The following is a 19,641-nucleotide window of genomic DNA, read 5'->3' as shown; positions in this document are numbered from 1 at the left end:
TGCCAGTGCCAGGTCTCGGCGAGCTTTCAGCTTGCCGAGACCTACAATATCGATCAGCTAGCTGCAGCTATAGCTTGCCGCAGACTTCACCGGGCCAGTGCCGCCATAGGTGGCTTTCTGCGGATAGACGCAGACCGGCAGTGCAACGCTCGCGTCACTTGAAGTCAGCTCAATCTCCTGTGGTGCCTGTGCGTTCTCAACCCAATCCTGCAATGCTGTGAACATCTCGTCGCGGCCATTGGCTGGCTGCGGCACTGGCACCGTGGGGAGACCTTCCTGGCGCCCGCTGTGGGTGAAGCCGGGAACGAGATAAAAGCGATAAAATTCTTGCACCGCTTGGGCGCCGCCCATCTGTTCCAGCACCCGATCGTAATAGTTGATCGCGCCTTGTGCCGGAATGTATTCATCAGCGAGCCCCTGATACATCACCAACTTGCCACCTGCAGCGGCGAAGGCTGCTAGGTCGGGGTTATCGGTGTTGATGTTGCTGAATTCTGATTGCAGTTCCACGCCCTTCGCCTGAGCGTCGGCAAGACCAGTATAATCCAAGGATTGCAGCCAGCTGTTCTCGCCTGTGCCTGTGGCGTTGACGAAGAAGTCGCTGCCCAGTTGTGGGTCTTGCAGTTCCAGAGCAGTCTGATCGGCTGCCAGGATAATACCCGGCGCACCTCCGGCAGGGGTGGTGGCCAGGTCGGTACCACGGGTCCAGCCGAACCAGATGCGACCGTCGACGAGCTCATTGGAACCGCCGTTGTCTTCAGTTGGCGTGGGCGCCGCACCATCAGCGGTTTGTCCGTACCAGATCTTGTTGATGACCTGGGCTTCTTCAGCCGTCAGGCAGGTATCGGCTGTGTTGGTGCCTGTCGGACCATTGCTGGCTTGGCCCTGGCATAGGTTGGCCGCGTCTTGGGCGGCATCGTATTCGCAGGATAGAGGGTCGATCAGGAACCCCAACTCCGCGCCGCCACAGGCAGCAATGGCGGCGTTTGTTGCGGCGGTGAGCTTGCCTGGTTCAATTAGGTTACCAAGGTCCTGCTGCATCGCGATCTGCCCGTAGAGACCCGCGGTGTGGTACTTCGTCCAGTTGATGGCGGGCGAGCCAACCAGGATGCCGTCGAAGTCCTCGGCGAATGTCTGCGCGAGCTTCAGTCCCTGCCGCCCACCTGTCGAGAAACCGTCCCAGTAAGCATAGGTATGGTCGCGGCCATAGTAGAGCTTGGTTAGCAGCTTCGTCTTCTCGGCCACCTCATGCAGGCTTCGCTCGGAGAAGTCATTCCAACCCACCGTGTTGATGCTGCCGTCCGGGTTCATGGCAAAGGAAGGATCGATCGGCGAACCGACATGGCCATGGTCCGACGTGGCAACGACAAAGCCTTTTGTCGTGGCAGCCACGTGAATGTCGTCGCTGGCAACCACATTTAGGTTAGCTTGCGGCGTGCCGGCCCAGCCGCTGTTTCCATAGGCACGGATGCGCTCGTTCCAGGTCTCATGAGTCGGCAAAAGCACTTCGATTCCGATACCGGCTGAGGTGGAAGGGGCATCAGCCGGGCCCGGAACGCCAGGTCCGACGAGTAGCTTGACGAGACACAGATCAACACCGGCGATTGGCGGTGTGGCCGCCCCGGTTCCTTCAACTGCAGTTGATGCCGCAGCATCGGCGCCATCGCTCAATATCAAGGACTCGCCCTGTTCGAAATGGCGGACGAGCAGCACCTTTGTGTCCTCGACCCCAGACAGTGCGTTCGCTATTCCATCATCACAGGATAAACCTGCCAATGATGGTTGCTGGGCCTGTGCCGGAATGGTTGGCATGGCCGTCAGCATGCCCATGGTGGCGAGCGTCAAGCCTCTTGTGAGTAGCTTCGCGGAACTACGTCGAGCAGCATGTTGCAATGCCATGCTGCCTTGGTTGGGTAACTTCATTTTCCGTACTCCTGGTGGATAGATGAGCAGCCCAGCGGGCGGGATTTGAGCCCTACACCCGTGGGTCGATGCCATACTGGGCGGGGGCGCCCACATGGTCCCGCAAGGTCGCGCCCTCATAGTCCCGGTGAAAAAGGCCACGTTCCTGAAGGATGGGGACTACCCCGTCGACGAATGCGTCAACGCCATCCTGATAGACGTCCGGTGATATCCAGAAGCCATCGACGGCACCGGCCTCGAACCATTCCTGCATGTGATCGGCGGCTTCAACACCCGGGCCGACAATGGACGGATGATAGTCGATAACGCCGTGGGCAAGGATGTCGCTCAGGCTCCAGCCCTCCTTGGCGATCTTCAACGCGTTGCGGGAGCGCGGATCCATGGGGGACGGGCGAGCAGCGGCAAGTTGCTGTTTCGACAACGGCTCATTCAGTCGGCTCGGATCGAGGGGAACACCCAACATCTGCTCAAGATATCGAACGCGCTGAGGAAATGTGCGTCCGGTGAGCGCGATTTTCCGATCGAGACCAGCACGACGATCAGCCGCGATCGTCGTCATCATGCCGGCGATGAACTTGATTTCATCAGGATCCCGACCGGCGTGCTCAGCGGCGTCGCGAAATGCCTGCCTCTGCGCCTTCGCGTCCTCAATTGTGAACGTGGCACCAATGACGACATTCGCGAACCGACCAGCAAGGGCGTGTGCATTCGGGCTACCGCCGGCGTGGAAAATAACGGGCTGCCCCTGCTCGGATGGCGGAATGTAAAGCGGCCCGCGAGAAGCAACGTATTTTCCACCCATGTTGATAGGCTGGATCTGATCCTCGTTTGCGAACCGTCCGCTTTCGACATCATGAACCCAGGCGTCCTTGCCCCAGCTGCCCCATAGGGCCTGGACCAGTTGCACAGTCTCATGGGCACGCCCATACCGATCGGCACTGGACGGAATGCGCTGGCCATAGTTGGCGGCAACATCCTCACCGCTGGACGTCACAGCGTTCCAGCCGGCCCGGCCATGGCTCATGATGTCCAAGGCCTTGAAGGAGCGAGCAAGATTATAGGGCTCGTTGAAAGTGGTGGAGCCCGTCGCCACCAGACCGATGCGCTCGGTGCCCCGTGCAATGGCTGCCAGGGTCATCATGACATCGAGGTTGAAATGCGGTGCTTCGTTCCCGATGTCGCCGACGTGGCTTGGACCGTCAGGCAGGAACAGGAACTGCATCTTGCCGCGTTCGGCGGCTTGGGCATAGCGCACCTTGGCATCGAAGCTGGCGAAATTTTTGGGATCAACCCCGGGCATGCGCCAGGCGCCAGGCTGGGAGCCGTATCCGTTTCCCAGGTGCATGCCGATGATCATTTGCTTGGTCATGAGAGTACTCGGTTCAAAATTGGGGAGGCGGTATCTGGCATCGCTAGGCGTGCAGTCTGACTGCCATGGAAAACGAGAGGCCGGCGCTCGGGGGACCTTTGAAGGCCGAGCACGTGCATCAGCACGAGGATATGGTCACCGGCATCGAACTGGGCTGCGGGGCCGACGATGAAGGTTGCACTGGCGCCGCCGAGGACCAGGCTGCCGTCAGCTTCAGCGGTCCAGTCCAAGCCCGCGAAGCGCTCCCCGGCCTTGCCAGCAAGTTGCCGAAAGACTGTTTCCTGCTCTTCGGCAAGGACGCTGATCCCCCAATGCTCGGCCTTGCTCAGCACCGGCCATGTCCGCGAGGTCCGGGCGATATTGAGCGATACCAAGGGTGGGTCGAGCGAGACCGAGGTGAAGGAGTTGGCGAGCATGCCTACGGGCAAGCCGTCGACCTTGGCAGCAAGCAGTACGACGCCAGTGGGAAAGGCTGATGTTGCCGATCGCATCGCCTGCGGAACGGGGTCGTTGTGCTTGGTTAAGCTCGGTTCCACAGGCACGTTTTGTGTCCAGATGGCATTCATTTAGTGGACTCCGGATAGGTCTGGATCAAGTCAATGGATGACGACGGGGGCGCCGCCGGCAGCGACCTTGCGCGGCACGAACAGGGCGACCACCAGGGCGGCCAGGACAAACAGGCTTCCCACGAAGAAGGCCTGCTGAGCGCCGTGAGCCAAGGCCAGACCAGAGGCTTCGCCACCTGCCACATAGCGGGCGCTTGCTATTGCGGAGATCGAGAACATGATCGCGATGCCCGCCGCGCCGGCCAGCTGCTGGATGGTGCTGATAATGGCGCTGCCGTGGGGAAGCAGGTGCTTGTCCAACGAGCTGAGGGACGCAGCATAGACAGGGGTCCACATAAAGGCCTGCCCAACGATAATCGCGATGAAGGTCACCAGCAGGAGCCAGATTGGGGTACCCAGCCCGAGTGTCGACAGGAACCACAGCGCAGCAGCGTCGATGATGGCGCCGGCGATCATCAAAGGACGTGGTCCGATGCGATCATAGTATCGTCCCACAATGGTGGAAACGATCGCGATCGTAATGCCACCCGGTGCCATGAACAGTCCTGCCTGAAGCGTGTTAAGGCCGTAGGATGTTTGCAGGACGACCGGCAACAGGGTCGACATCCCGAATGCAGCGGTCATGAACAAGAGGGCAAGCAATGCCGAGGCACTGAAGGTCCGGTTCAGGAACGGGCGCATATCGAGCTGAGCGCGGTCAGATTTCTGTAGATGTACCTGCCGGATCACGAACACAGCGACAAGAAGTGCTCCTACACCGAGGGCGGTCCATGGCGAGACCACGGCATGGCCCTCGCCTCCTTCACCCAGCGATGCCAAACCGTAAACCAGGCTTGCAAAACCGGTTCCTGATAGAGCCACTGACAGGATGTCGAGCTTGGCCTCGCGGGGAGTGCTCGGAACACGGATCATCATATTGCCGACTATGAGCGAGATCGCTGCGATTGGCAGAATGGTAATGAACAGCCAGCGCCAGCTCCCGACCGACAGGATCGCCCCAGCAACCACTGGCCCGAGTGACGGTGCGACCGACGTTGCGATGGTGAGCAGAGCCAGCATCCTGCCCGTTCGGGATGGAGGAACAAGAGCTGTTACCGCCGTGAACGCCAGTGGCGTCACGATAGCCGTGCCAACAGCCTGGATGATACGACCGATCAGCAAGACGCTGAAGTCGGGAGCGGCAGCGGCTACGATGGTCCCAAGAACGAACAGCGACATGGCGAGCGTATAAACCGTCCGCATGCGGAGGCGCTCGGTCAGAAACCCGGTCGTGGGGATGACCACGGCCATTGTCAGCATGTAACCGGTCGTCAGCCATTGAGCCGTCGAGGCGGTCACGTTCAGGTCGGTCATGACCCGTGGCAGTGCCACCGCCATCAGCATCTCGTTGAGAATGACGGTAAACGTGGATGCGACAAGGACAGCAATGGCGATGGCAGATCCAGGGGCGAGTTTTTGCTCTGCGGCTTTGATGTCTGCGGCAGAGGGCATGGCGATATCGGCCATAGACATTATCCTATAATCTAGTGCACTAGGTAATTGGCAGTATAGAGGGTGTAAGTTGATGGTCGCCCGCTATCAGCGGACGACCGAGACTAGCTTAGGCAGACAGGGACCGATTGGTTTCGACGGCAATGGTCCGGGTGAACTCAGCATCGGGTTTGGAGAAAGAGGCCATGATGGCGTCGCGGTTCTTGGGCGCACGCTGCTTATCGGCAGCCGCCAGGGCAGCCTTGAGTTCCTCGGCGGTAAGTTCGGTGCAATAAGCCGGGGTGCCGGGCTGCAGGCGCCATGACTCTTCCAGGGTGCCGGCATCCACGGTGTCGAAACCGGTTATGCTGACGAGATCGGAGACGAGGCTCTTTGCAGCGTCGTCGTCGCCCGAGATCGGGATAGCGATGCGGTTCGCGGTGCCGGGCTCTGTACCGGCGTCGGCCAGGGTCTGCGCCAGGAGGGCATTCCAAGCCTTGACCAAGGGACGACCTACTTGCTCGCTGGCCCAGACGGTCTCGGGCTTGCCGCTTTCCACGTCGGCGATTTTGGAATCGCGAGCCGGATAGTAGTTGGAGGTGTCAACGACGATGGCATCTGTGGGCGCACCGGCCAGGACCGAAGCGAGCTCGGGGTTCTTGGCGTATGGCACCGAAAGGATGATCACTTCGGCATCCCGGACCGCGGCTTCTGCGGTAACCGCCTCAATGCCCGTTCCTGCGACCGTATCGGCGAGACTTTCGGGTCCGCGAGAGTTGGCTAGCTTCACCTGGTGGCCGGCAGCGTTCAGCTTCTTGGCAACGAGCGCGCCGATGTTGCCGGCACCAATAATTCCGATTTTCATATTCTGATCCTTTGTAGTTCAGGCTTTTGCCGGATGGGCAAAATTGTGCAGGGTCTCGCGAAGCGCGACCACATCATCTTCGGTCATCTGACAGGCAGACTTGATCTTCTCGGAGACGCCCCAGACCTCCTCCTGGATGGCCAGCCCGGCAGGCGTGAGGTCGACGATGACCCGACGTTCGTCTTCCGGGTCCCGTGTTCGACTGATCATCCCGCTCGCATGAAGCCGCTTGAGCAGCGGAGTTATCGTGCCGGTGTCCATGCCCAGAGCGTTTCCGAGATCGCCGACTGTTCGGGGTGCATCCGTATAGAGCTCGAGCATCACCAGGTACTGGGGAAAGGTCAGGCCAATGGGGTCAAGAAATGGCTTGTGCATGCGTGCCATACGGCCCGCTGCACCATAGACGGCGAACGAGATCTGCTTCCTGACCAGACGAGAGGCAGTTTTTGGTTCGGACATGGCGACTTTCCTATCCACCAGGCTTCTGATGAACTACTATATAGCGCACTAGATAAAGGGGGAGCCGGAACTTTGCAACCCTTGCCGGACCATTTTCTGCAACGGCAGCTGGCGGGATGGTTCATCCTTGCTGCGAACAGCCGAGATGGGTCGCTTCCCGACAGGGACTTCAGCGATGCTAAGACGCTGATCGCGTGAAGTGCCCAGGGTCGCCCTGCACCTTTGACATTCAACCGCGTTAGAAGCTGGGCGATCTACGGCTGCTTGCGGGGATGTCTGTTGAGATATTGAACGACCGAAATGGGGTCGGAAGCTGTCGGATCGCGCGCCCATTCGGAGTTAGTTCCCCCTGATGAGAACGAGCCGGTGGCAGAACGACCTATGCTTGTAGCTGGAGCAGAGCCCTCAGCTATTTTCGGCTGGATCTATGTCCTCGCTGATTTCCTGCCGTAGTTTTGGCCCTTGCGCGAGGCGCCGCCCAAGCGCGGTTACGAAAGCATCGTAGCGTTCGGCCGCTTTGGCCCGCGCTGCTTGGGCGGCGGGTTCGGGCAGCGCCGGTGTCGAGGAGAGCCAGAAGCGGATAAAGACTGCCATAGTCTCAACGCTGATACCGAGATCGCGCTCCAGGCGCATCAGGCGACGGTCGACTTGGTCGATCCGCTTGGCGATGGCCGCTTCTCTTCTCTCGTCGGCGTCGGGCGACAGGAAGGACGCGATAGCGGCTTCCGCGATCATCGACTGGGACTGGTCCCGGCGGGCAGCATAGTCCGCCAGCATCGTCATGATCTCGGGGTCGAGGTAGACCGAGACCTGCACCTTCTTCTTGCGGCGAACCATGATACTCACAGCTCCATGCCGTCGCCGGGATCCATCGAGATCTGCCGCGCGACGCCGCGCATCACGCGGGTCAGTCGCTGGTTGCGGGCGGCATCATCGTCGCTGCCGTCAAAGGACAAGGGGTCGAACTCGTTTTCGATCGGAGCCTTCTTCTCGTCCGGACTGACACGGCTCAATTCCGGCTGCTGCCGGGGCTCGGACTGGGTGGGATCCTCATCCTCGTCAGCCATCACCGGTTCGGTCGCGGCACGTGGGTTTCCCGGCAGAGGCAAAGCACTCCAGTCGTCTGACTGCTTCGCGGCGGACGCAACCAGCTCCGGCGGCGGCAGAACGCGTTCGGTGAACCGGCGGTCCTCATAGTAGCGCGCCTTCTTCGCCCGAATGGGCGGGGTTCCCGCGACCATGAGGATCTCGTCCGTCGGCGGAAGCTGCATGATTTCGCCCGGCGTCAGCAATTGCCGGGCGGTTTCGGATCGCGAGACCATCAAATGCCCGAGCCAGGGCGACAGCCGGTGCCCGGCATAGTTCTTCATCGCCTTCATCTCGGTCGCGGTGCCCAGCGCGTCGGACACGCGCTTGGCGGTGCGCTCGTCGTTGGTGGCGAAGCTGACGCGCACATGACAATTGTCGAGGATCGAATTGTTAGGCCCGTAGGCCTTCTCGATCTGGTTGAGCGATTGCGCGATCAGAAAGCTCTTCAGCCCGTAACCGGCCATGAAGGCCAGCGCGCTTTCGAAAAAGTCCAGGCGCCCAAGCGCCGGAAACTCGTCGAGCATCAGGAGCAGCCGGTGGCGGCCCCCATTGGTGTGGAGATCCTCGGTCAGCCGGCGCCCGATCTGGTTGAGGATCAGGCGGATCAGCGGCTTGGTGCGGTTGATGTCGGAGGGAGGCACAACGAGGTAGAGCGTTGTCGGAGCTTTCGCGTCCACCATATCGCCGATGCGCCAGTCGCAGCGGCGCGTGACTTCCGCGACGACCGGATCGCGGTAAAGCCCGAGAAAGGACATGGCGGTCGAAAGCACGCCCGAGCGCTCATTATCTGATTTGTTCAGCAATTCGCGCGCCGCGCTGGCGATGACCGGATGCGGTCCGGCTTCCCCGAGATGAGCAGTTTTCATCATCGCTGCGAGCGTTGCCTCGATCGGCCGTCTGGGATCGGAAAGGAAGGCGGCAACCCCGGCGAGAGTCTTGTCCTTTTCGGCATAGAGGACGTGCAGGATCGCGCCGACCAGAAGCGCGTGGCTGGTCTTTTCCCAATGATTGCGCTTTTCGAGACTGCCTTCGGGATCGACCAGGATGTCGGCGATATTCTGGACATCCCGCACTTCCCATTCCCCGCGGCGGACCTCGAGCAGCGGATTGTAGGCCGACGATTTCGGATTGGTGGGATCGAACAGCAGGACGCGGCCATGCCTCGTGCGGAAGCCGGCGGTGAGCTGCCAGTTTTCGCCCTTGATGTCGTGAACGATGGCCGAGCCCAGCCAGGTCAGGAGCGACGGCACGACGAGGCCGACGCCCTTGCCGGATCGGGTGGGCGCGAAGCACAGCACGTGCTCGGGCCCGTCATGGCGAAGATAGCTGCCCTCGAAACGGCCGAGCACCACGCCGTCAGGATCGAGCAGGCCCGCCGCCTTTACCTCTTGCGGTTTCGCCCACCGGGCCGACCCGTAGGTTTCGGCGTTCTTGGCTTCGCGGGCGCGCCAAACCGACATGCCGATCGCGACGGCGATGGCGATGAACCCGCCCGAGGCGGCGATCATGCCGCCTTTGGCAAAGACCTCCGGAGCATAGGCCTCGTAGAAATACCACCACCAGAAGATTGCCGGCGGATAGTAGACGGGCCAGCCCGCAAGGCGAAACCACGGGGTTCCGAGCTGAGTCTGAAACCCGAGCTCCCAGGCGACATATTGCGTGGCCGCCCATGTCGTCACGAGGATGATCAGGAAGACGGTGAGGATCTGGCCCCAGAGGATTTTCGTCGCTGACATGGCAGGTCCTTTCGTCGTGGCTCTCAGAGGCCGAGCCCGCGTTTGCGCCCGAAGCTCCAGTCCACCCCGCCATTGCCGCGGGCGAGTCCTGAGACATGGCGGCCGAGATGTCTTTCGAGCGAGGGCGACCAGGGGACGAGCTGGAAGCTGAGCCCGTCATCGATCATGGCGAAGCGGCCCGAGGCGAGCGTGAGACGCTGGCGGTAGGTGCCGGCGACATAGTCGCCCTCAACCGCGCGGTTGAACGCAAGGCCGGTTTCTCGCGACAGCCTGTCGCCCAGCGCGTCGAGTTCGCGCCGCCTCAGGGTCTCGATCAGATTGCGGTTGAAGATGATCCGGCGATGCTGGCGCGTGGCCAGCCCTTCACCCACCAGATGCTCGGCGCGTTCCTCCATGGCCTGGCGGACCTCGCCCCCGAAACCGCCCGCGGACAGCGCAGCCGGATCGCGCGCCAAGGCCTGCCGGTCGAGCCAGGTCGCGCCCGGTGCCGAGACCTGTGCCTGCAAATCGAGATCGGAGCGGACCGCGATCGCGACCCGCCGCTGTCCTCTGGCATCGTCGAAGCCGCGCAACTCGACGATGGAGCCGGGTGCGCTGTCACCGGCGGCATCGAGATCGGGAAGCCTGATGTGATGGGTTCGCCCATCGACGCCATCGACCACGGCATAGGCAGTGCCTTTGAGTTCATCATCGAGCCCGCGCGCGACCAGCCTGCCGATGATGGGCGCATCCAGACTTTCGCCGGCGAGCACATAGCTTGCCGCACCGCGCTCTATGCCGCGCTCGGTCAGCGCGCGGTGCATACGCTTGATGATGTCGCCGCGCTCGCCAAGCTCGCGCAGCACCGTTGGCGCCTTGTCGTCGATCGCCCACTGGCCGGGACCGATCTGCTCGGCCAGACCAAGTGTTTCGAGCTTGCGCAACCGCCCGAGCTTTAGCGCCCGATACTCGTCGGGCGTTTCGCCAGCCCGCAGAGCGACATCAATGATCCCGGTGCCGCGTCCGTCGCGCACAAGCTGACGGTCAAGACCAGTCCAGCGTTCTGCAGCCATCTGGCGCTCGAGCGTTCGGCGAATGTCGCGTTCGGTTCGCGGCCCGAGTTCCTGGGTGATGAGATCGCGCGCCCGGTCGCGCATCCCTTCCTTGATGTAGTCGCGCGCGATGACAAGATCCTGGCCGTCATCGCGCACCCCACGCACGATCAAATGGACATGGGGATGCTCGGTGTTCCAATGATCGACCGCCACCCAATCGAGTCGGGTGCCGAGATCCTTTTCCATCTGTCCGGCCAGCTCGCGCGTAAAGGATTTGAGGTCCGCCATGTCCAGCGCGTCGTCGGGCGAGACGATGAAGCGAAAATGATGCCTGTCCCCGCCGCAGCGTTCGGCAAATGTCCCGGCATCCGCCGCGTCGACGTCCGGCCCGAACAGCCGCGCCTTTTCTCCGTCCCGGGTGACGCCATCGCGGCGCAGATAGTCGAGGTGGGTGCCAAGCGATGCGCGGCGCGCGGCATGGCGCACGACACGGGCCTTGACCACGGCCCCGCGCGAGCGGGCGGTGATAAAGCGATTGGCCTGAATGCTGGCGCGTTGGCCATGCCCGAACCGCGAACGACTACCCGAGACGATCCGGCCCGAGCGCGAAACGCCGCCCCCGGCCTCTTTGGCCGCCGCCAGTGCCTGGGCAATGAAGGGCCGCGCCTGCTGAGCGCGTGTCGAACGGATGCGCCCCGGACGAATGCGGAACTCGCGCTCATCGGACATGACGCGGCCTCGCAATGTGTGGAAACCGGAGCAAAAACGAAGGATCCTGCATTGCGCGCACATTGCGCCCTCGGGTCACAAGGTGCGGAATCGCAGAAAAACCCAAGCAATAACAACCGACCGCCTGGCCGACACTGTGCGGCCTTTTATCCTGCCATCGGTCGGTTGTTGTGGTCCTGCCCAGCCAGCCAGCACGCCATGACGCGCTGGCGCACGATGCCGTGCGATCGAGCAAAAACCGTCTCATGGCGTAGCACCGCTATCGGCTCGAGTGACAAAAATGGCCTCGTGCTGTCGCCGGTCAGGCGCGCCGGTCGCATCCGGAACGGGGATGCGAGTGTTGCCGTCCGGCGGAGCGGGCGCGTCGCCGATAACGCTCTGTCGATTGCCGCTGCGCGCAACAAAGAGCGGCGCCTCGCGCCAATCGGGCGGACGCGCAGCGGGCATGGAGGCGCCGTGAGACGGCGTCGCGTCCCCCAGAATCGGTGCGAGCTTGGCGACATAGGCGCGCGTTTCGGCGGGCAGAACGCGACCCGCCGAAAGATATTCATCGTAGCGTCCGGGCCCGGCATTATAGGCCGCCAGCATCGCCGCGACGTTGCCGTAGCGATCGAACATCGCGCGCAGATAGGCCGCCCCCGCGAGGATATTGTCGCGCGGCTCGTAAGGATCGCGGCCCAGGCCATGGCGCTGCCGCAGCGCCGACCAGGTGGCGGGCATGATCTGCATCAGGCCCATCGCCCCAGCCGAGGATATGGCGCGCACATTGCCCGCGCTTTCGACCTGCAGGACCGCATCGATCCAGGTCTCGGGAATGTCGAAACGCCGCGAAGCTTCGGCGACATGGTCGGCATATGCATCGTGCAGGACGCGCGGCGCGAGCGGACTTGGTTGCGCCTGCGCCGCGACGCCGATCGGGTTGCAGAACAGGCCGGTAAGGAGAAGGAAGGCAATGGATCGGGCGGCGCGGTGACGCCCGATCGCACCGGAGTGGCCATGCCCGAGGCGACAGCGCGGCATCGCTCAGTCCTTTGCATCGCGTTTGGGCGGCCGGTTCCAGTGCAGCGACCAGGAAGCCGCATCGGCGCCGTTCTGGAACAGGGCGGCGCGGATCGGGTGCGGCAAAGCCGGATCGTCGATCAGCATGGAGAGATATTCCCCGGCCTTCTCGCCGGTGCGTGTCCAGGCCGCGCCGATCTCGGGGCCGGTGTCGTCTTCGCCGAGATGGACGCGGTGGTCGGGGGCGTTCTCGACATCGGCCGGATCCACCGCGACGATGGCGATCTCGCGGTCGAGCGTGAGCGTCTGGATGCGCCCGGCAAAGCCGGTCTTTTGCCTGGTAAATTCACCGATCTGCGGCATGGCCGTTTCCTTTCCTATGCGGTGAAGACGATCGGGCGGACATTGCGCCCGCCCGCGGACAGGCGTTCACCGCGCTGACGCCTGCCATTCGAAGCGGCCGTCACCATTCACATCGGTCCAGATCGGCACGACGCGGGCGGTGACGGCTGAAAGCGGAAGCGGCCCGAAATAGCGGCCATCGAAACTGTCGGCGGCGTCCCAGTTCATCAGGAACACATCGCGCTTGGCGATCACGCGGCAGCCCTGCCAGGAGGGCAGGTCGCGGCCCATCCGGTCGCGCTCACGGGCATGGCCATAAAGGTGGTCGTAAGCGGTAATGGCCGTGCCATGGCGGCAGACTCTCGTGCCATGGAGCGCCAGGATACGCTTGATCAGTGGCACGCCGCGCGGAAGATAGCGGCGCGCTTCAAGCAGCTCGGCAAGCGCGTCTGGCGGCTGGACCGCGACCAGATCGGTGACTTCGATTGGGTCGGCCGGCTCGACGGCGTAGAGGCCGATGGGCGCACTGGCCGAGGCGTTCCAGATGAAGCGCGGACCGTGCCCGGTGAGGACCGGGGCGACGACCAGCCCGACCGAAACCAGAGCGGAGGCGAAAATGGCGCGCCGGGTCATGGGAGAATGCTCCGCCGCTTGATCCAGGCGCGGTGCTGCGCTTGCGTGTAGACGCGGGGGCTTTCCCCGGCCGCCAGTCGGTTATGAACGTGGCGCCAGTGATCGGGCGCGACATCGGCCCCGTCGATGCCGCGCGCCTCGATCGCATCGATGAGCTGCAGCACGCGCTCGACTTTCGGCCAGGCAGAGACTGTCAGCAGAAGTTCGCCGCCCGGCGTGACGGCGGGAACGGTCTGGTAGGCTTCGTGCGGCGCGACCGCGCGCAGGATGTCGAGATGGGAAGCGACGGTGCCATAGTCATTCGCCGTCCAGCGCACGAAGGCGAAAAGGCTCCCGGGACGAAAGCCGAGGACACGGCGTCTGCGGTCGATGATGCGCTCCTGAACCGGATTCCCGAACCGCACCCAATATTCGAGCGACTTCTCGATCCAGATCAGCTCCACTTCGGTCAGCGCTGTAGCCGATGAGGAGCGCGCGCCCTCGGCTGCCAGCGTTCGATGTCCCGCCAAGCCGGTCATTGCCCAGCGTCTCCGGCGGGTGGAAATTCACGCTCCAGAAGCGCGCGCAGCATGTCGGCGACGGTCATGCCGCGCTCGAAGGCCGCGATCTTGATGCGGCCGCGCTGCGCCGGTGTCACATCGATGGTGAGCCGCGCCGTGTTCGCAGCGCCGTCCGCCCTACCGGCCGGCAGCTCTTTTGCGGCTCTCACCCAGGTTTCGGGATCGGCCGGCCGGCGGGCAAAGCCGCTCCTGGGCGATCGAGCGCTCATGACGCCCTCCGTGTGCGCGGGAGCCGCTCGATTTCATCAATCAGCGCTGCGATCTCATTGGCCGCGGCTGTGGCGCCGTCCAGTTCGTGAACGAGACGGCCGGTCTGGGCAGCGCTGGCGAAGGCGACACGCTGCCCGATCCGGCTCACGAGCACCGGAGGATCGTGATCGGCGAGCGCAGCGGCGGTTTCGCGGCCAAGGATGGTGCGCGCAGCGCAGCGATTGAGGACGAAGCGGGAGAGGAGATCGGGCCGGTAAATGCGCGCTTCGGCGATGAGCGACAGCATCTCGGCGGAAGCCCAGCCATCGAATGGCGAAGGCTGCACCGGGATCAGCACCAGGTCAGCGGCGAGCAGAGCGGAGCGCATGAGACCGGCGACACGCGGCGGCCCATCGATGACGACATGATCGGCCTGCTGGGACAGTTCCGGCGCTTCCCGGTGTAGCGTGTCCCGCGCAAGACCGATGACACCGAACACCCTCGGCAGCCCCTCATGACCGCGCTGCTCAGACCAGTCGAGCGCCGAGCCTTGCGGATCGGCGTCGACCAAAGTGACCCTCTGCCCCCTTCCGGCCCATTCTCCGGCGAGATGCAGCGCCAGTGTCGTCTTGCCGACACCGCCCTTCTGGTTGAGCAGAGCAACGATCATCGCTGACCGTCCTCACGCTCACCGCGCAGCGGGCGCATGGTGTCGAAGCGGATTTCTGATGTGTGATCGGATGGCGTTGGCGGCCGACGGTTCGCCGTCGCTCTGAGCGCCTGGCCGGTGCGGGCGATGAGGTTTTCAACATCGCGCCTGCGCTCTTCAAGGTTAGATTCTGTGTTAGACTCTCTGTTACGGGCGCGATTTGCCGAACGATCTCCGTGCCTTAAACCCGGATCGGGTTCCTGATAGCACGAGCCACCGGTTCCCGATGGCACGATAGTTCGGGTTCCCGATAGCACGAGGCCGTCCACAGCTTTTCCACAGGCCGGCCATGGCTCGAAGGCGAGCAGCGCCCGGCGCCCGGTCTCGATCTCGGTAAAGAGCCTGTAGCCGGGCAGCGGCTGACGGCGGATGATATCGCGCAGTTCGAAGGCAAAGCGCTTATAGGGCGAGAGAGAGCCGGACTTCTGGTGCAGATGACGAAAATCGAACCGCCATCCGCCCTTCTGGCGGCCGCCATGCTTGCGCACGAGCCGGTAAAGCCAGCGGTCGAGCCCGCCGGTCAGATCGAAATAGGCCCGATCGATGGTCAGGATCAGCGCATCGTCCAGGACAGCGCGATAGAACCAGTCCGGCACGATCAGTTCGATACCATCGGGGCGGCCGGCGCCGTCGGTTCGTTCCTGCCATTCGTTGATCCAGGAGAAGCGGTGTCGCCGCCCTTCAGCGGGCTGGCGGATCGTGGTCGAGATGGTGGTGGATTGCAGCCGGTCGAGCGCTGCCTTGAGACGCTGGTAATCGCGCAGGCTGGTGCCGCGGCCAATGAAGGTGAGAATCTCATAGGGCGTTGCCGCCATGAGCCGCGAGGTGCGGAGGCCTGTATCGCGCGCTTCGACGATCTGGCTGGCAGCCCAGATCAGGATATCGGCGTCCCAGATCGTTGCCATGCCGTGGTCGGCAACCGCCTCGACGCGGATCGCAATTTTTCCGGCGGTGAAGTCGATCGGGGTGATGCGATGTGATTTGGCGAGCGAGAAGAATGGATACGCCATGAGGTCCTGCGCGTCCCGCGGTGCGAAGTCACCGGGAAGCGCTCTGAACAGGTCGAGCTGCCCGCGCTCGGACGGGGAACGTCGCCGGATCGCCATGGGTAATCCTCGCGCGACGGTCAGCGATTGATGCCACCGGCCGACCCACAGGCCGCTGACGTGTGCCGTTTGGCTGGCAGAACCTGTCCGCGCGGATCGGAGGTTGAAGTAACCGCGCCGCGCGAAGCCCAGGCTTCGAGATCAGCTACCGAATAGACGACGCGCCCGCCGAGCTTCCGATAGGCCGGGCCGGTTCCATAGGTGCGGTGCTTTTCCAGCGTGCGCGCCGAAAGGCTGAGAAATACCGCCGCTTCCTTGGTGCGCAGGTAGCGTGGCGGCAGGGCGGCGAGATTGGGTCGCATTGTCGGGCCTCCGTGGCGTTGCCGAGCGCCGCTGCGGAGCAACGGCGGATCGCGATCACGGTGGCGAAGGAATGCAGGCGGGGTGGATGGGGAAGATAACAGGCGAACAATCCCCACCCCGACATCGAAGCGCACTCAAGATCGGCGACGATGCCGTAGCAATTTGCGATAGCCGCCATTGATGAGCGGCCCGGCACCTTCGATCAGCCCGATCACGGCATCGCGCAAGGATGAGGTCTTCCAGGGCTCGGCCGCGACCCGCTCGGGACCGAACAGAGCGATGGCGATCTCGCGATAGGTCGCGCCATTGGCCCGGCCGTCGGCGGCTCGCATCATCAGTCGGATACGTCGACGCTGGTACGGCGTGATGCGTCCGTCGCGCGTAACGGATCGCGCGTTCAGCGCTTGCCAGAGCCGCAGCACTGCCTCGACCCGGTCGGGCAGATCGTCGTCGATTGGCAGGATAACGGCCGAGGCTCTATCGGTTTTTCGGCCCGACAGCAGCAGGATCTGCGCGACGATGCCGCCGCGATGGATGGCATGAAGACCTTCCGGACTCGGGCGAACGGCAGCAGACACGGCCGGCGACGGAGATGGTGACGGAGGCAGAAATTCCGGAGCGTCGTCAGCGAGCAAGACCGCCGGATTGGCGAGCGGCGACCATAGGACGTCCTGACGAAGCGCGGAAAGGCTCGGACGAGCCGGGAAATCGCAACCCCCAGTGACGCTGGGCGTCGGTTGAATAGGGATGATCTTCGGCCTTCATGGCGACGAGTTCGCCATAATGCTCCTGGTAGCGTTCAAACCGCCGCAAACATTCCCATGCGAGCCCTTCGACTGAGAGCGTGTCGAAGAATTCATAGCGACGACCGTCTCGCCAATGGGAAGTGTCCGGTCGCACCCGTCCCTCCTCACGTGCAAAGCGCAGGTCAGATTTTTCGCCGAGCTATTTACGACAAGATCTGTTGCAGCGGCATGACAGGGCGGCCGGCAATGCGGAAAATCTGCCGACAGGCCGCGAAACGCCGTATCTCGCCCGCGCGTCTCCGTGCGCCGCGCCGGACGCGAACTTCAGACCTATCGCTTCCACAGAAGATGACGGTAACCGGTCTGCGCCATCCATTTGGCGCGCGCCAGATGAGCATCATGGACACGGCGCGCGCGATCCGGCTCGAGATTGGGGTCGATGCCAAACAGGATATGAACGGCTTCGGTCCACTCGGCACCATCGGCAGCGGCATCCAGCAGTCGCATGTACAGCTTGATATGGGCACGGTCGTAGGCGGTTAATTCGCTGGAGACCGGCGGTGCATCCTCGAAGGGTTCTATCGGGGGCATGTCAATTGCCTGATGCGTGCTGCCCACTGCAGGACGCGGGGTAACATCAGATACTCCAGGATTGTGTGTTTTGGGAGAATATCGCCTGGAGGGAATACGGCGTCTGCCGCTTGCCCGTCAGCGCTTTTTGTCACCACCATCATGGACCAGCAGCACTCCGTGTCCACGCTCGGTCGACAGGAGGACGACACCGGCTGCTTCGAGAGCCCGACGGACCTGATCGCGCGTGCTTTCGTACACCTCGAGGCCGCTTTCGGATTCGAGGCGCTTGAGCGCGGTCAGTGATACACGGGCCTTGTCAGCAAGCGTCTCCTGTGTCCAACCCAGCAAGGCGCGCGCGGCCCGCGACTGTCGGGCGGTGATCATGCATGATCACCTCCCATTGCGACCGGCGCGCACTCCAGAACTACGACTATAATAGTCGTTCTGGGCAAATAGTCATCGATAATTGGGCCTCTGTTCCTCAGCTATGGCGTCGCTGACCTTTGTTGTCGGACGACTGATTCGGCCGCCCAAGGCTGATGGGATTGGCCCACCAAAGAACACTGAATGACGCTCAAACGTATCAATCCATCCTACTGAGATATGTTTGCGGATCAAATTTTTGCCTTCCAGACCGCCCTGTGATACGTTTCTGGATCAAATCGAGCAAATTGATCTGTAAAGGATTCACATGAAAACCGAAGCAGAGGCTCTGGATATGATCGGCGACCATTTTCGGCGCGCACGGCTAGCGGCGGGCCTGACGCAGGAGCAGGTCGCCGATCTCGCCGGCATATCCCGTCCCCGCTATCGCGACGTCGAAACCGGAGCTGCAGCGGCACGCGCCACGACTCTGATCAATGTTGCAAGGGCGCTTGGCCTGGAGATGATGCTGGTTCCTCAGGCGATGGTCCCGGCCATTGAGGCGCTGCTCAGCCCGCAGGGCGAGGACGACCGGCCGGCTTTCAGCCCGCAAGCGGAAGGTGATGATGAATAGAGCCCGCTCCGCCGAAACCGTCCTGTCTCTCGATGTTCTCCTCAACGAGGTAAAGGTCGGCACGATTGTCAGGACACCGGGCGACTTCAACGCCTTCAGCTTCGATCCTGCCTACCGCGCGAGCGGAGGACATCCCGTGTTGAGCTTGTCCTTCCGCGCGGCAACAGGAGGATTGCGCAAGGATCCGCGCCCGGTGGCAGGCGCCTTACCGGCCTTCTTTGCCAACCTCCTGCCCGAGGACAAGCTGCGCGCGGCGATGGAAAAGCATCACGTCCGGACCGTCCGGCCCGGCAATGATTTCGATCTGCTGGCCGCGCTGGGTGCCGACCTGCCGGGTGCCGTGCGTGTTATCCCGAGTAACGGAGATATCGTCGCTGCAACCGCTGCAGTTGAGGGCGAGCCGAAAGCGCGTTTCTCGCTCGCCGGCGTGCAGATGAAGCTTTCGGTGATGAAGAACACCGGCAAGGGCGGCGGATTGACAGTGCCGCTCGGGGACAGCGACGGTCAGTACATCGCCAAGTTTCCTTCGACCGCCTTTCCAGGCGTGTCGGAGAACGAGTTCGCCAATCTCGCGCTGGCCGAAGCCATCGGCATGGACGTGCCCGAACGCGAGCTGGTGGGCAAAGACCAGTTCGAAGGCATCCCTGAAGAGTTCGAGACCCTGGCCGAGGGGCTGGTCCTTCTTATCCGGCGGTTCGATCGCGCCGCCGGCGCGCGACGAATTCATATCGAGGATTTCGCTCAGGTCTTCGGCATCTATCCGACACGGAAATACGAAGGCGCGGCCTATCACGACATTGCCGCGGCGCTGAATGTGGCGATCTCGCCGATAGCGGCGCTGGAGTTCGTCCGCCGCCTGACCCTGTCGGTGGTCATGGGCAATGGCGACATGCACCTGAAAAACTGGTCGCTGGTCTATCCCGGTGACGGCAACTCGCCCGCCCTGGCACCGATCTACGACGTGCTTTCGACGGTCCCCTATATCCCGGCTGACAATCTGGCTTTGTCACTTGGCGGCGAACGCGCGTTCAAGGCACTGACGCTGCCGCGGTGGAAGGCTTTCGCCAATCGGGCGCGGCTTCCAGAGCCCGCCGTCCTGAAAACTGTCAGCGAAACAGCCAGACGTATCGATGCGCATTGGTGGCAATTGCCGGAGCGTGATGCCGTCCCGACGATCGTTCTGGACCGGATCGACGCCCACGTGAGGGCCATGATGCCTGTCCTCTTGGACTGAGCGCCGTTCA

At 62.8% G+C, this 19,641-nt stretch carries 23 protein-coding genes; 2 read left to right on the top strand and 21 right to left on the bottom strand.

Annotated elements, in window-relative coordinates; translation table 11 throughout:
• Positions 1 to 57: 57 nt before the first annotated feature.
• The 21 genes from IE151_RS08735 to IE151_RS08635 form a co-directional block, all read right to left on the bottom strand.
• Positions 58 to 1,923 carry a tannase/feruloyl esterase family alpha/beta hydrolase gene (locus tag IE151_RS08735; protein ID WP_210310876.1) on the bottom strand — a complete coding sequence of 622 codons (1,866 nt, stop codon included), beginning with the start codon at positions 1,921 to 1,923 and terminating at the stop codon, positions 58 to 60.
• A gap of 52 nt (positions 1,924 to 1,975) precedes the next feature.
• A complete protein-coding gene (locus IE151_RS08730) occupies positions 1,976 to 3,292 on the bottom strand; it encodes an NtaA/DmoA family FMN-dependent monooxygenase (protein ID WP_189489615.1) in 1,317 nt (438 codons plus the stop codon).
• The gene (locus tag IE151_RS08725; RefSeq protein WP_189489614.1) at positions 3,289 to 3,858 is read right to left on the bottom strand and encodes a flavin reductase family protein; all 570 of its coding nucleotides are present in this window, start codon (positions 3,856 to 3,858) and stop codon (positions 3,289 to 3,291) included. The genes IE151_RS08730 and IE151_RS08725 overlap by 4 nt, the downstream gene beginning before the upstream one ends.
• Positions 3,859 to 3,888: 30 nt before the next feature.
• Positions 3,889 to 5,364: a DHA2 family efflux MFS transporter permease subunit gene (locus IE151_RS08720; protein WP_244636667.1), complete on the bottom strand. Its 1,476-nt coding sequence runs from the start codon at positions 5,362 to 5,364 to the stop codon at positions 3,889 to 3,891.
• Between the two features lie 94 nt (positions 5,365 to 5,458).
• Positions 5,459 to 6,193: an NADPH-dependent F420 reductase gene (locus tag IE151_RS08715; RefSeq protein WP_189489613.1), complete on the bottom strand. Its 735-nt coding sequence runs from the start codon at positions 6,191 to 6,193 to the stop codon at positions 5,459 to 5,461.
• Positions 6,194 to 6,211: 18 nt separating this feature from the next.
• Positions 6,212 to 6,652 carry a MarR family winged helix-turn-helix transcriptional regulator gene (locus IE151_RS08710; protein ID WP_189489612.1) on the bottom strand — a complete coding sequence of 147 codons (441 nt, stop codon included), beginning with the start codon at positions 6,650 to 6,652 and terminating at the stop codon, positions 6,212 to 6,214.
• A 405-nt stretch (positions 6,653 to 7,057) separates the two neighbouring features.
• Positions 7,058 to 7,489: a CopG family transcriptional regulator gene (locus IE151_RS08705; protein WP_189489611.1), complete on the bottom strand. Its 432-nt coding sequence runs from the start codon at positions 7,487 to 7,489 to the stop codon at positions 7,058 to 7,060.
• 5 nt (positions 7,490 to 7,494) lie between these two features.
• Positions 7,495 to 9,477 carry a conjugal transfer protein TraG gene (locus IE151_RS08700; protein ID WP_189489610.1) on the bottom strand — a complete coding sequence of 661 codons (1,983 nt, stop codon included), beginning with the start codon at positions 9,475 to 9,477 and terminating at the stop codon, positions 7,495 to 7,497.
• 23 nt (positions 9,478 to 9,500) lie between these two features.
• Complete coding sequence (locus IE151_RS08695; RefSeq protein WP_189489609.1) at positions 9,501 to 11,240, bottom strand: relaxase/mobilization nuclease domain-containing protein; 1,740 nt, start codon at positions 11,238 to 11,240, stop codon at positions 9,501 to 9,503.
• Positions 11,241 to 11,483: 243 nt separating this feature from the next.
• On the bottom strand, positions 11,484 to 12,260 hold the full coding sequence (locus tag IE151_RS08690) for a lytic transglycosylase domain-containing protein (RefSeq protein WP_189489608.1): 777 nt from the start codon (positions 12,258 to 12,260) through the stop codon (positions 11,484 to 11,486).
• Positions 12,261 to 12,263: 3 nt separating this feature from the next.
• Entirely contained in the window at positions 12,264 to 12,602 is a 339-nt protein-coding gene (locus tag IE151_RS08685; RefSeq protein WP_189489607.1) for a DUF736 domain-containing protein, read from the bottom strand.
• A 66-nt stretch (positions 12,603 to 12,668) separates the two neighbouring features.
• Positions 12,669 to 13,214, bottom strand: a complete 546-nt coding sequence (locus IE151_RS08680) for a S26 family signal peptidase (RefSeq protein ID WP_189489606.1) — start codon at positions 13,212 to 13,214, stop codon at positions 12,669 to 12,671.
• Positions 13,211 to 13,732 carry a DUF2840 domain-containing protein gene (locus IE151_RS08675; RefSeq protein ID WP_189489605.1) on the bottom strand — a complete coding sequence of 174 codons (522 nt, stop codon included), beginning with the start codon at positions 13,730 to 13,732 and terminating at the stop codon, positions 13,211 to 13,213. The genes IE151_RS08680 and IE151_RS08675 overlap by 4 nt, the downstream gene beginning before the upstream one ends.
• Positions 13,729 to 13,983, bottom strand: coding sequence for a ribbon-helix-helix protein (locus IE151_RS08670; protein WP_189489604.1), 255 nt, complete (start codon positions 13,981 to 13,983; stop codon positions 13,729 to 13,731). The genes IE151_RS08675 and IE151_RS08670 overlap by 4 nt, the downstream gene beginning before the upstream one ends.
• The gene (gene parA / locus IE151_RS08665; RefSeq protein WP_189489603.1) at positions 13,980 to 14,633 is read right to left on the bottom strand and encodes a ParA family partition ATPase; all 654 of its coding nucleotides are present in this window, start codon (positions 14,631 to 14,633) and stop codon (positions 13,980 to 13,982) included. The genes IE151_RS08670 and parA overlap by 4 nt, the downstream gene beginning before the upstream one ends.
• Complete coding sequence (locus tag IE151_RS08660) at positions 14,630 to 15,778, bottom strand: replication initiator protein A (RefSeq protein ID WP_189489602.1); 1,149 nt, start codon at positions 15,776 to 15,778, stop codon at positions 14,630 to 14,632. The genes parA and IE151_RS08660 overlap by 4 nt, the downstream gene beginning before the upstream one ends.
• 20 nt (positions 15,779 to 15,798) lie before the next feature.
• Complete coding sequence (locus tag IE151_RS08655) at positions 15,799 to 16,080, bottom strand: helix-turn-helix transcriptional regulator (RefSeq protein WP_189489601.1); 282 nt, start codon at positions 16,078 to 16,080, stop codon at positions 15,799 to 15,801.
• A 135-nt stretch (positions 16,081 to 16,215) separates the two neighbouring features.
• On the bottom strand, positions 16,216 to 16,659 hold the full coding sequence (locus IE151_RS08650; protein ID WP_244636666.1) for a DUF2285 domain-containing protein: 444 nt from the start codon (positions 16,657 to 16,659) through the stop codon (positions 16,216 to 16,218).
• Positions 16,660 to 16,705: 46 nt separating this feature from the next.
• On the bottom strand, positions 16,706 to 16,981 hold the full coding sequence (locus IE151_RS17715) for a transcriptional regulator domain-containing protein (RefSeq protein WP_189489600.1): 276 nt from the start codon (positions 16,979 to 16,981) through the stop codon (positions 16,706 to 16,708).
• Between the two features lie 176 nt (positions 16,982 to 17,157).
• The gene (locus tag IE151_RS08640) at positions 17,158 to 17,418 is read right to left on the bottom strand and encodes a DNA -binding domain-containing protein (protein ID WP_189489599.1); all 261 of its coding nucleotides are present in this window, start codon (positions 17,416 to 17,418) and stop codon (positions 17,158 to 17,160) included.
• A gap of 117 nt (positions 17,419 to 17,535) precedes the next feature.
• Positions 17,536 to 17,784: a helix-turn-helix domain-containing protein gene (locus IE151_RS08635; RefSeq protein ID WP_047166147.1), complete on the bottom strand. Its 249-nt coding sequence runs from the start codon at positions 17,782 to 17,784 to the stop codon at positions 17,536 to 17,538.
• Positions 17,785 to 18,091: 307 nt separating this feature from the next.
• Here IE151_RS08635 and IE151_RS08630 point away from each other — a divergent pair, with 307 nt between their 5' ends.
• Entirely contained in the window at positions 18,092 to 18,397 is a 306-nt protein-coding gene (locus IE151_RS08630; protein WP_189489598.1) for a helix-turn-helix domain-containing protein, read from the top strand.
• Complete coding sequence (locus IE151_RS08625) at positions 18,390 to 19,631, top strand: type II toxin-antitoxin system HipA family toxin (protein ID WP_189489759.1); 1,242 nt, start codon at positions 18,390 to 18,392, stop codon at positions 19,629 to 19,631. Before IE151_RS08630 ends, IE151_RS08625 begins: the two co-directional genes overlap by 8 nt.
• Positions 19,632 to 19,641 lie beyond the last annotated feature (10 nt).

The sequence above is a fragment of the Limoniibacter endophyticus genome, from assembly GCF_014652835.1.
Classification (GTDB): Bacteria; Pseudomonadota; Alphaproteobacteria; order Rhizobiales; family Rhizobiaceae; genus Limoniibacter; species Limoniibacter endophyticus.
This window is presented reverse-complemented; position numbering and strand designations above follow the sequence as displayed.

Excerpts from the sequence above, each read along its gene's own strand:
- IE151_RS08640 (WP_189489599.1), bottom strand. The coding sequence starts at position 17,418 with ATGCCCCCGATAGAACCCTTCGAGGATGCACCGCCGGTCTCCAGCGAA.
- IE151_RS08725 (WP_189489614.1), bottom strand. The coding sequence starts at position 3,858 with ATGAATGCCATCTGGACACAAAACGTGCCTGTGGAACCGAGCTTAACC.
- IE151_RS08730 (WP_189489615.1), bottom strand. The coding sequence starts at position 3,292 with ATGACCAAGCAAATGATCATCGGCATGCACCTGGGAAACGGATACGGC.
- IE151_RS08710 (WP_189489612.1), bottom strand. The coding sequence starts at position 6,652 with ATGTCCGAACCAAAAACTGCCTCTCGTCTGGTCAGGAAGCAGATCTCG.
- IE151_RS08705 (WP_189489611.1), bottom strand. The coding sequence starts at position 7,489 with ATGGTTCGCCGCAAGAAGAAGGTGCAGGTCTCGGTCTACCTCGACCCC.
- IE151_RS08735 (WP_210310876.1), bottom strand. The coding sequence starts at position 1,923 with ATGAAGTTACCCAACCAAGGCAGCATGGCATTGCAACATGCTGCTCGA.
- IE151_RS08670 (WP_189489604.1), bottom strand. The coding sequence starts at position 13,983 with ATGAGCGCTCGATCGCCCAGGAGCGGCTTTGCCCGCCGGCCGGCCGAT.
- IE151_RS08675 (WP_189489605.1), bottom strand. The coding sequence starts at position 13,732 with ATGACCGGCTTGGCGGGACATCGAACGCTGGCAGCCGAGGGCGCGCGC.
- IE151_RS08655 (WP_189489601.1), bottom strand. The coding sequence starts at position 16,080 with ATGCGACCCAATCTCGCCGCCCTGCCGCCACGCTACCTGCGCACCAAG.
- IE151_RS08625 (WP_189489759.1), top strand. The coding sequence starts at position 18,390 with ATGAATAGAGCCCGCTCCGCCGAAACCGTCCTGTCTCTCGATGTTCTC.
- IE151_RS08660 (WP_189489602.1), bottom strand. The coding sequence starts at position 15,778 with ATGGCGATCCGGCGACGTTCCCCGTCCGAGCGCGGGCAGCTCGACCTG.
- IE151_RS08685 (WP_189489607.1), bottom strand. The coding sequence starts at position 12,602 with ATGCCGCAGATCGGTGAATTTACCAGGCAAAAGACCGGCTTTGCCGGG.
- IE151_RS08715 (WP_189489613.1), bottom strand. The coding sequence starts at position 6,193 with ATGAAAATCGGAATTATTGGTGCCGGCAACATCGGCGCGCTCGTTGCC.
- IE151_RS08635 (WP_047166147.1), bottom strand. The coding sequence starts at position 17,784 with ATGATCACCGCCCGACAGTCGCGGGCCGCGCGCGCCTTGCTGGGTTGG.
- IE151_RS08720 (WP_244636667.1), bottom strand. The coding sequence starts at position 5,364 with ATGGCCGATATCGCCATGCCCTCTGCCGCAGACATCAAAGCCGCAGAG.
- IE151_RS08695 (WP_189489609.1), bottom strand. The coding sequence starts at position 11,240 with ATGTCCGATGAGCGCGAGTTCCGCATTCGTCCGGGGCGCATCCGTTCG.
- IE151_RS08700 (WP_189489610.1), bottom strand. The coding sequence starts at position 9,477 with ATGTCAGCGACGAAAATCCTCTGGGGCCAGATCCTCACCGTCTTCCTG.
- IE151_RS08680 (WP_189489606.1), bottom strand. The coding sequence starts at position 13,214 with ATGACCCGGCGCGCCATTTTCGCCTCCGCTCTGGTTTCGGTCGGGCTG.
- parA (WP_189489603.1), bottom strand. The coding sequence starts at position 14,633 with ATGATCGTTGCTCTGCTCAACCAGAAGGGCGGTGTCGGCAAGACGACA.
- IE151_RS08630 (WP_189489598.1), top strand. The coding sequence starts at position 18,092 with ATGAAAACCGAAGCAGAGGCTCTGGATATGATCGGCGACCATTTTCGG.
- IE151_RS08690 (WP_189489608.1), bottom strand. The coding sequence starts at position 12,260 with ATGCCGCGCTGTCGCCTCGGGCATGGCCACTCCGGTGCGATCGGGCGT.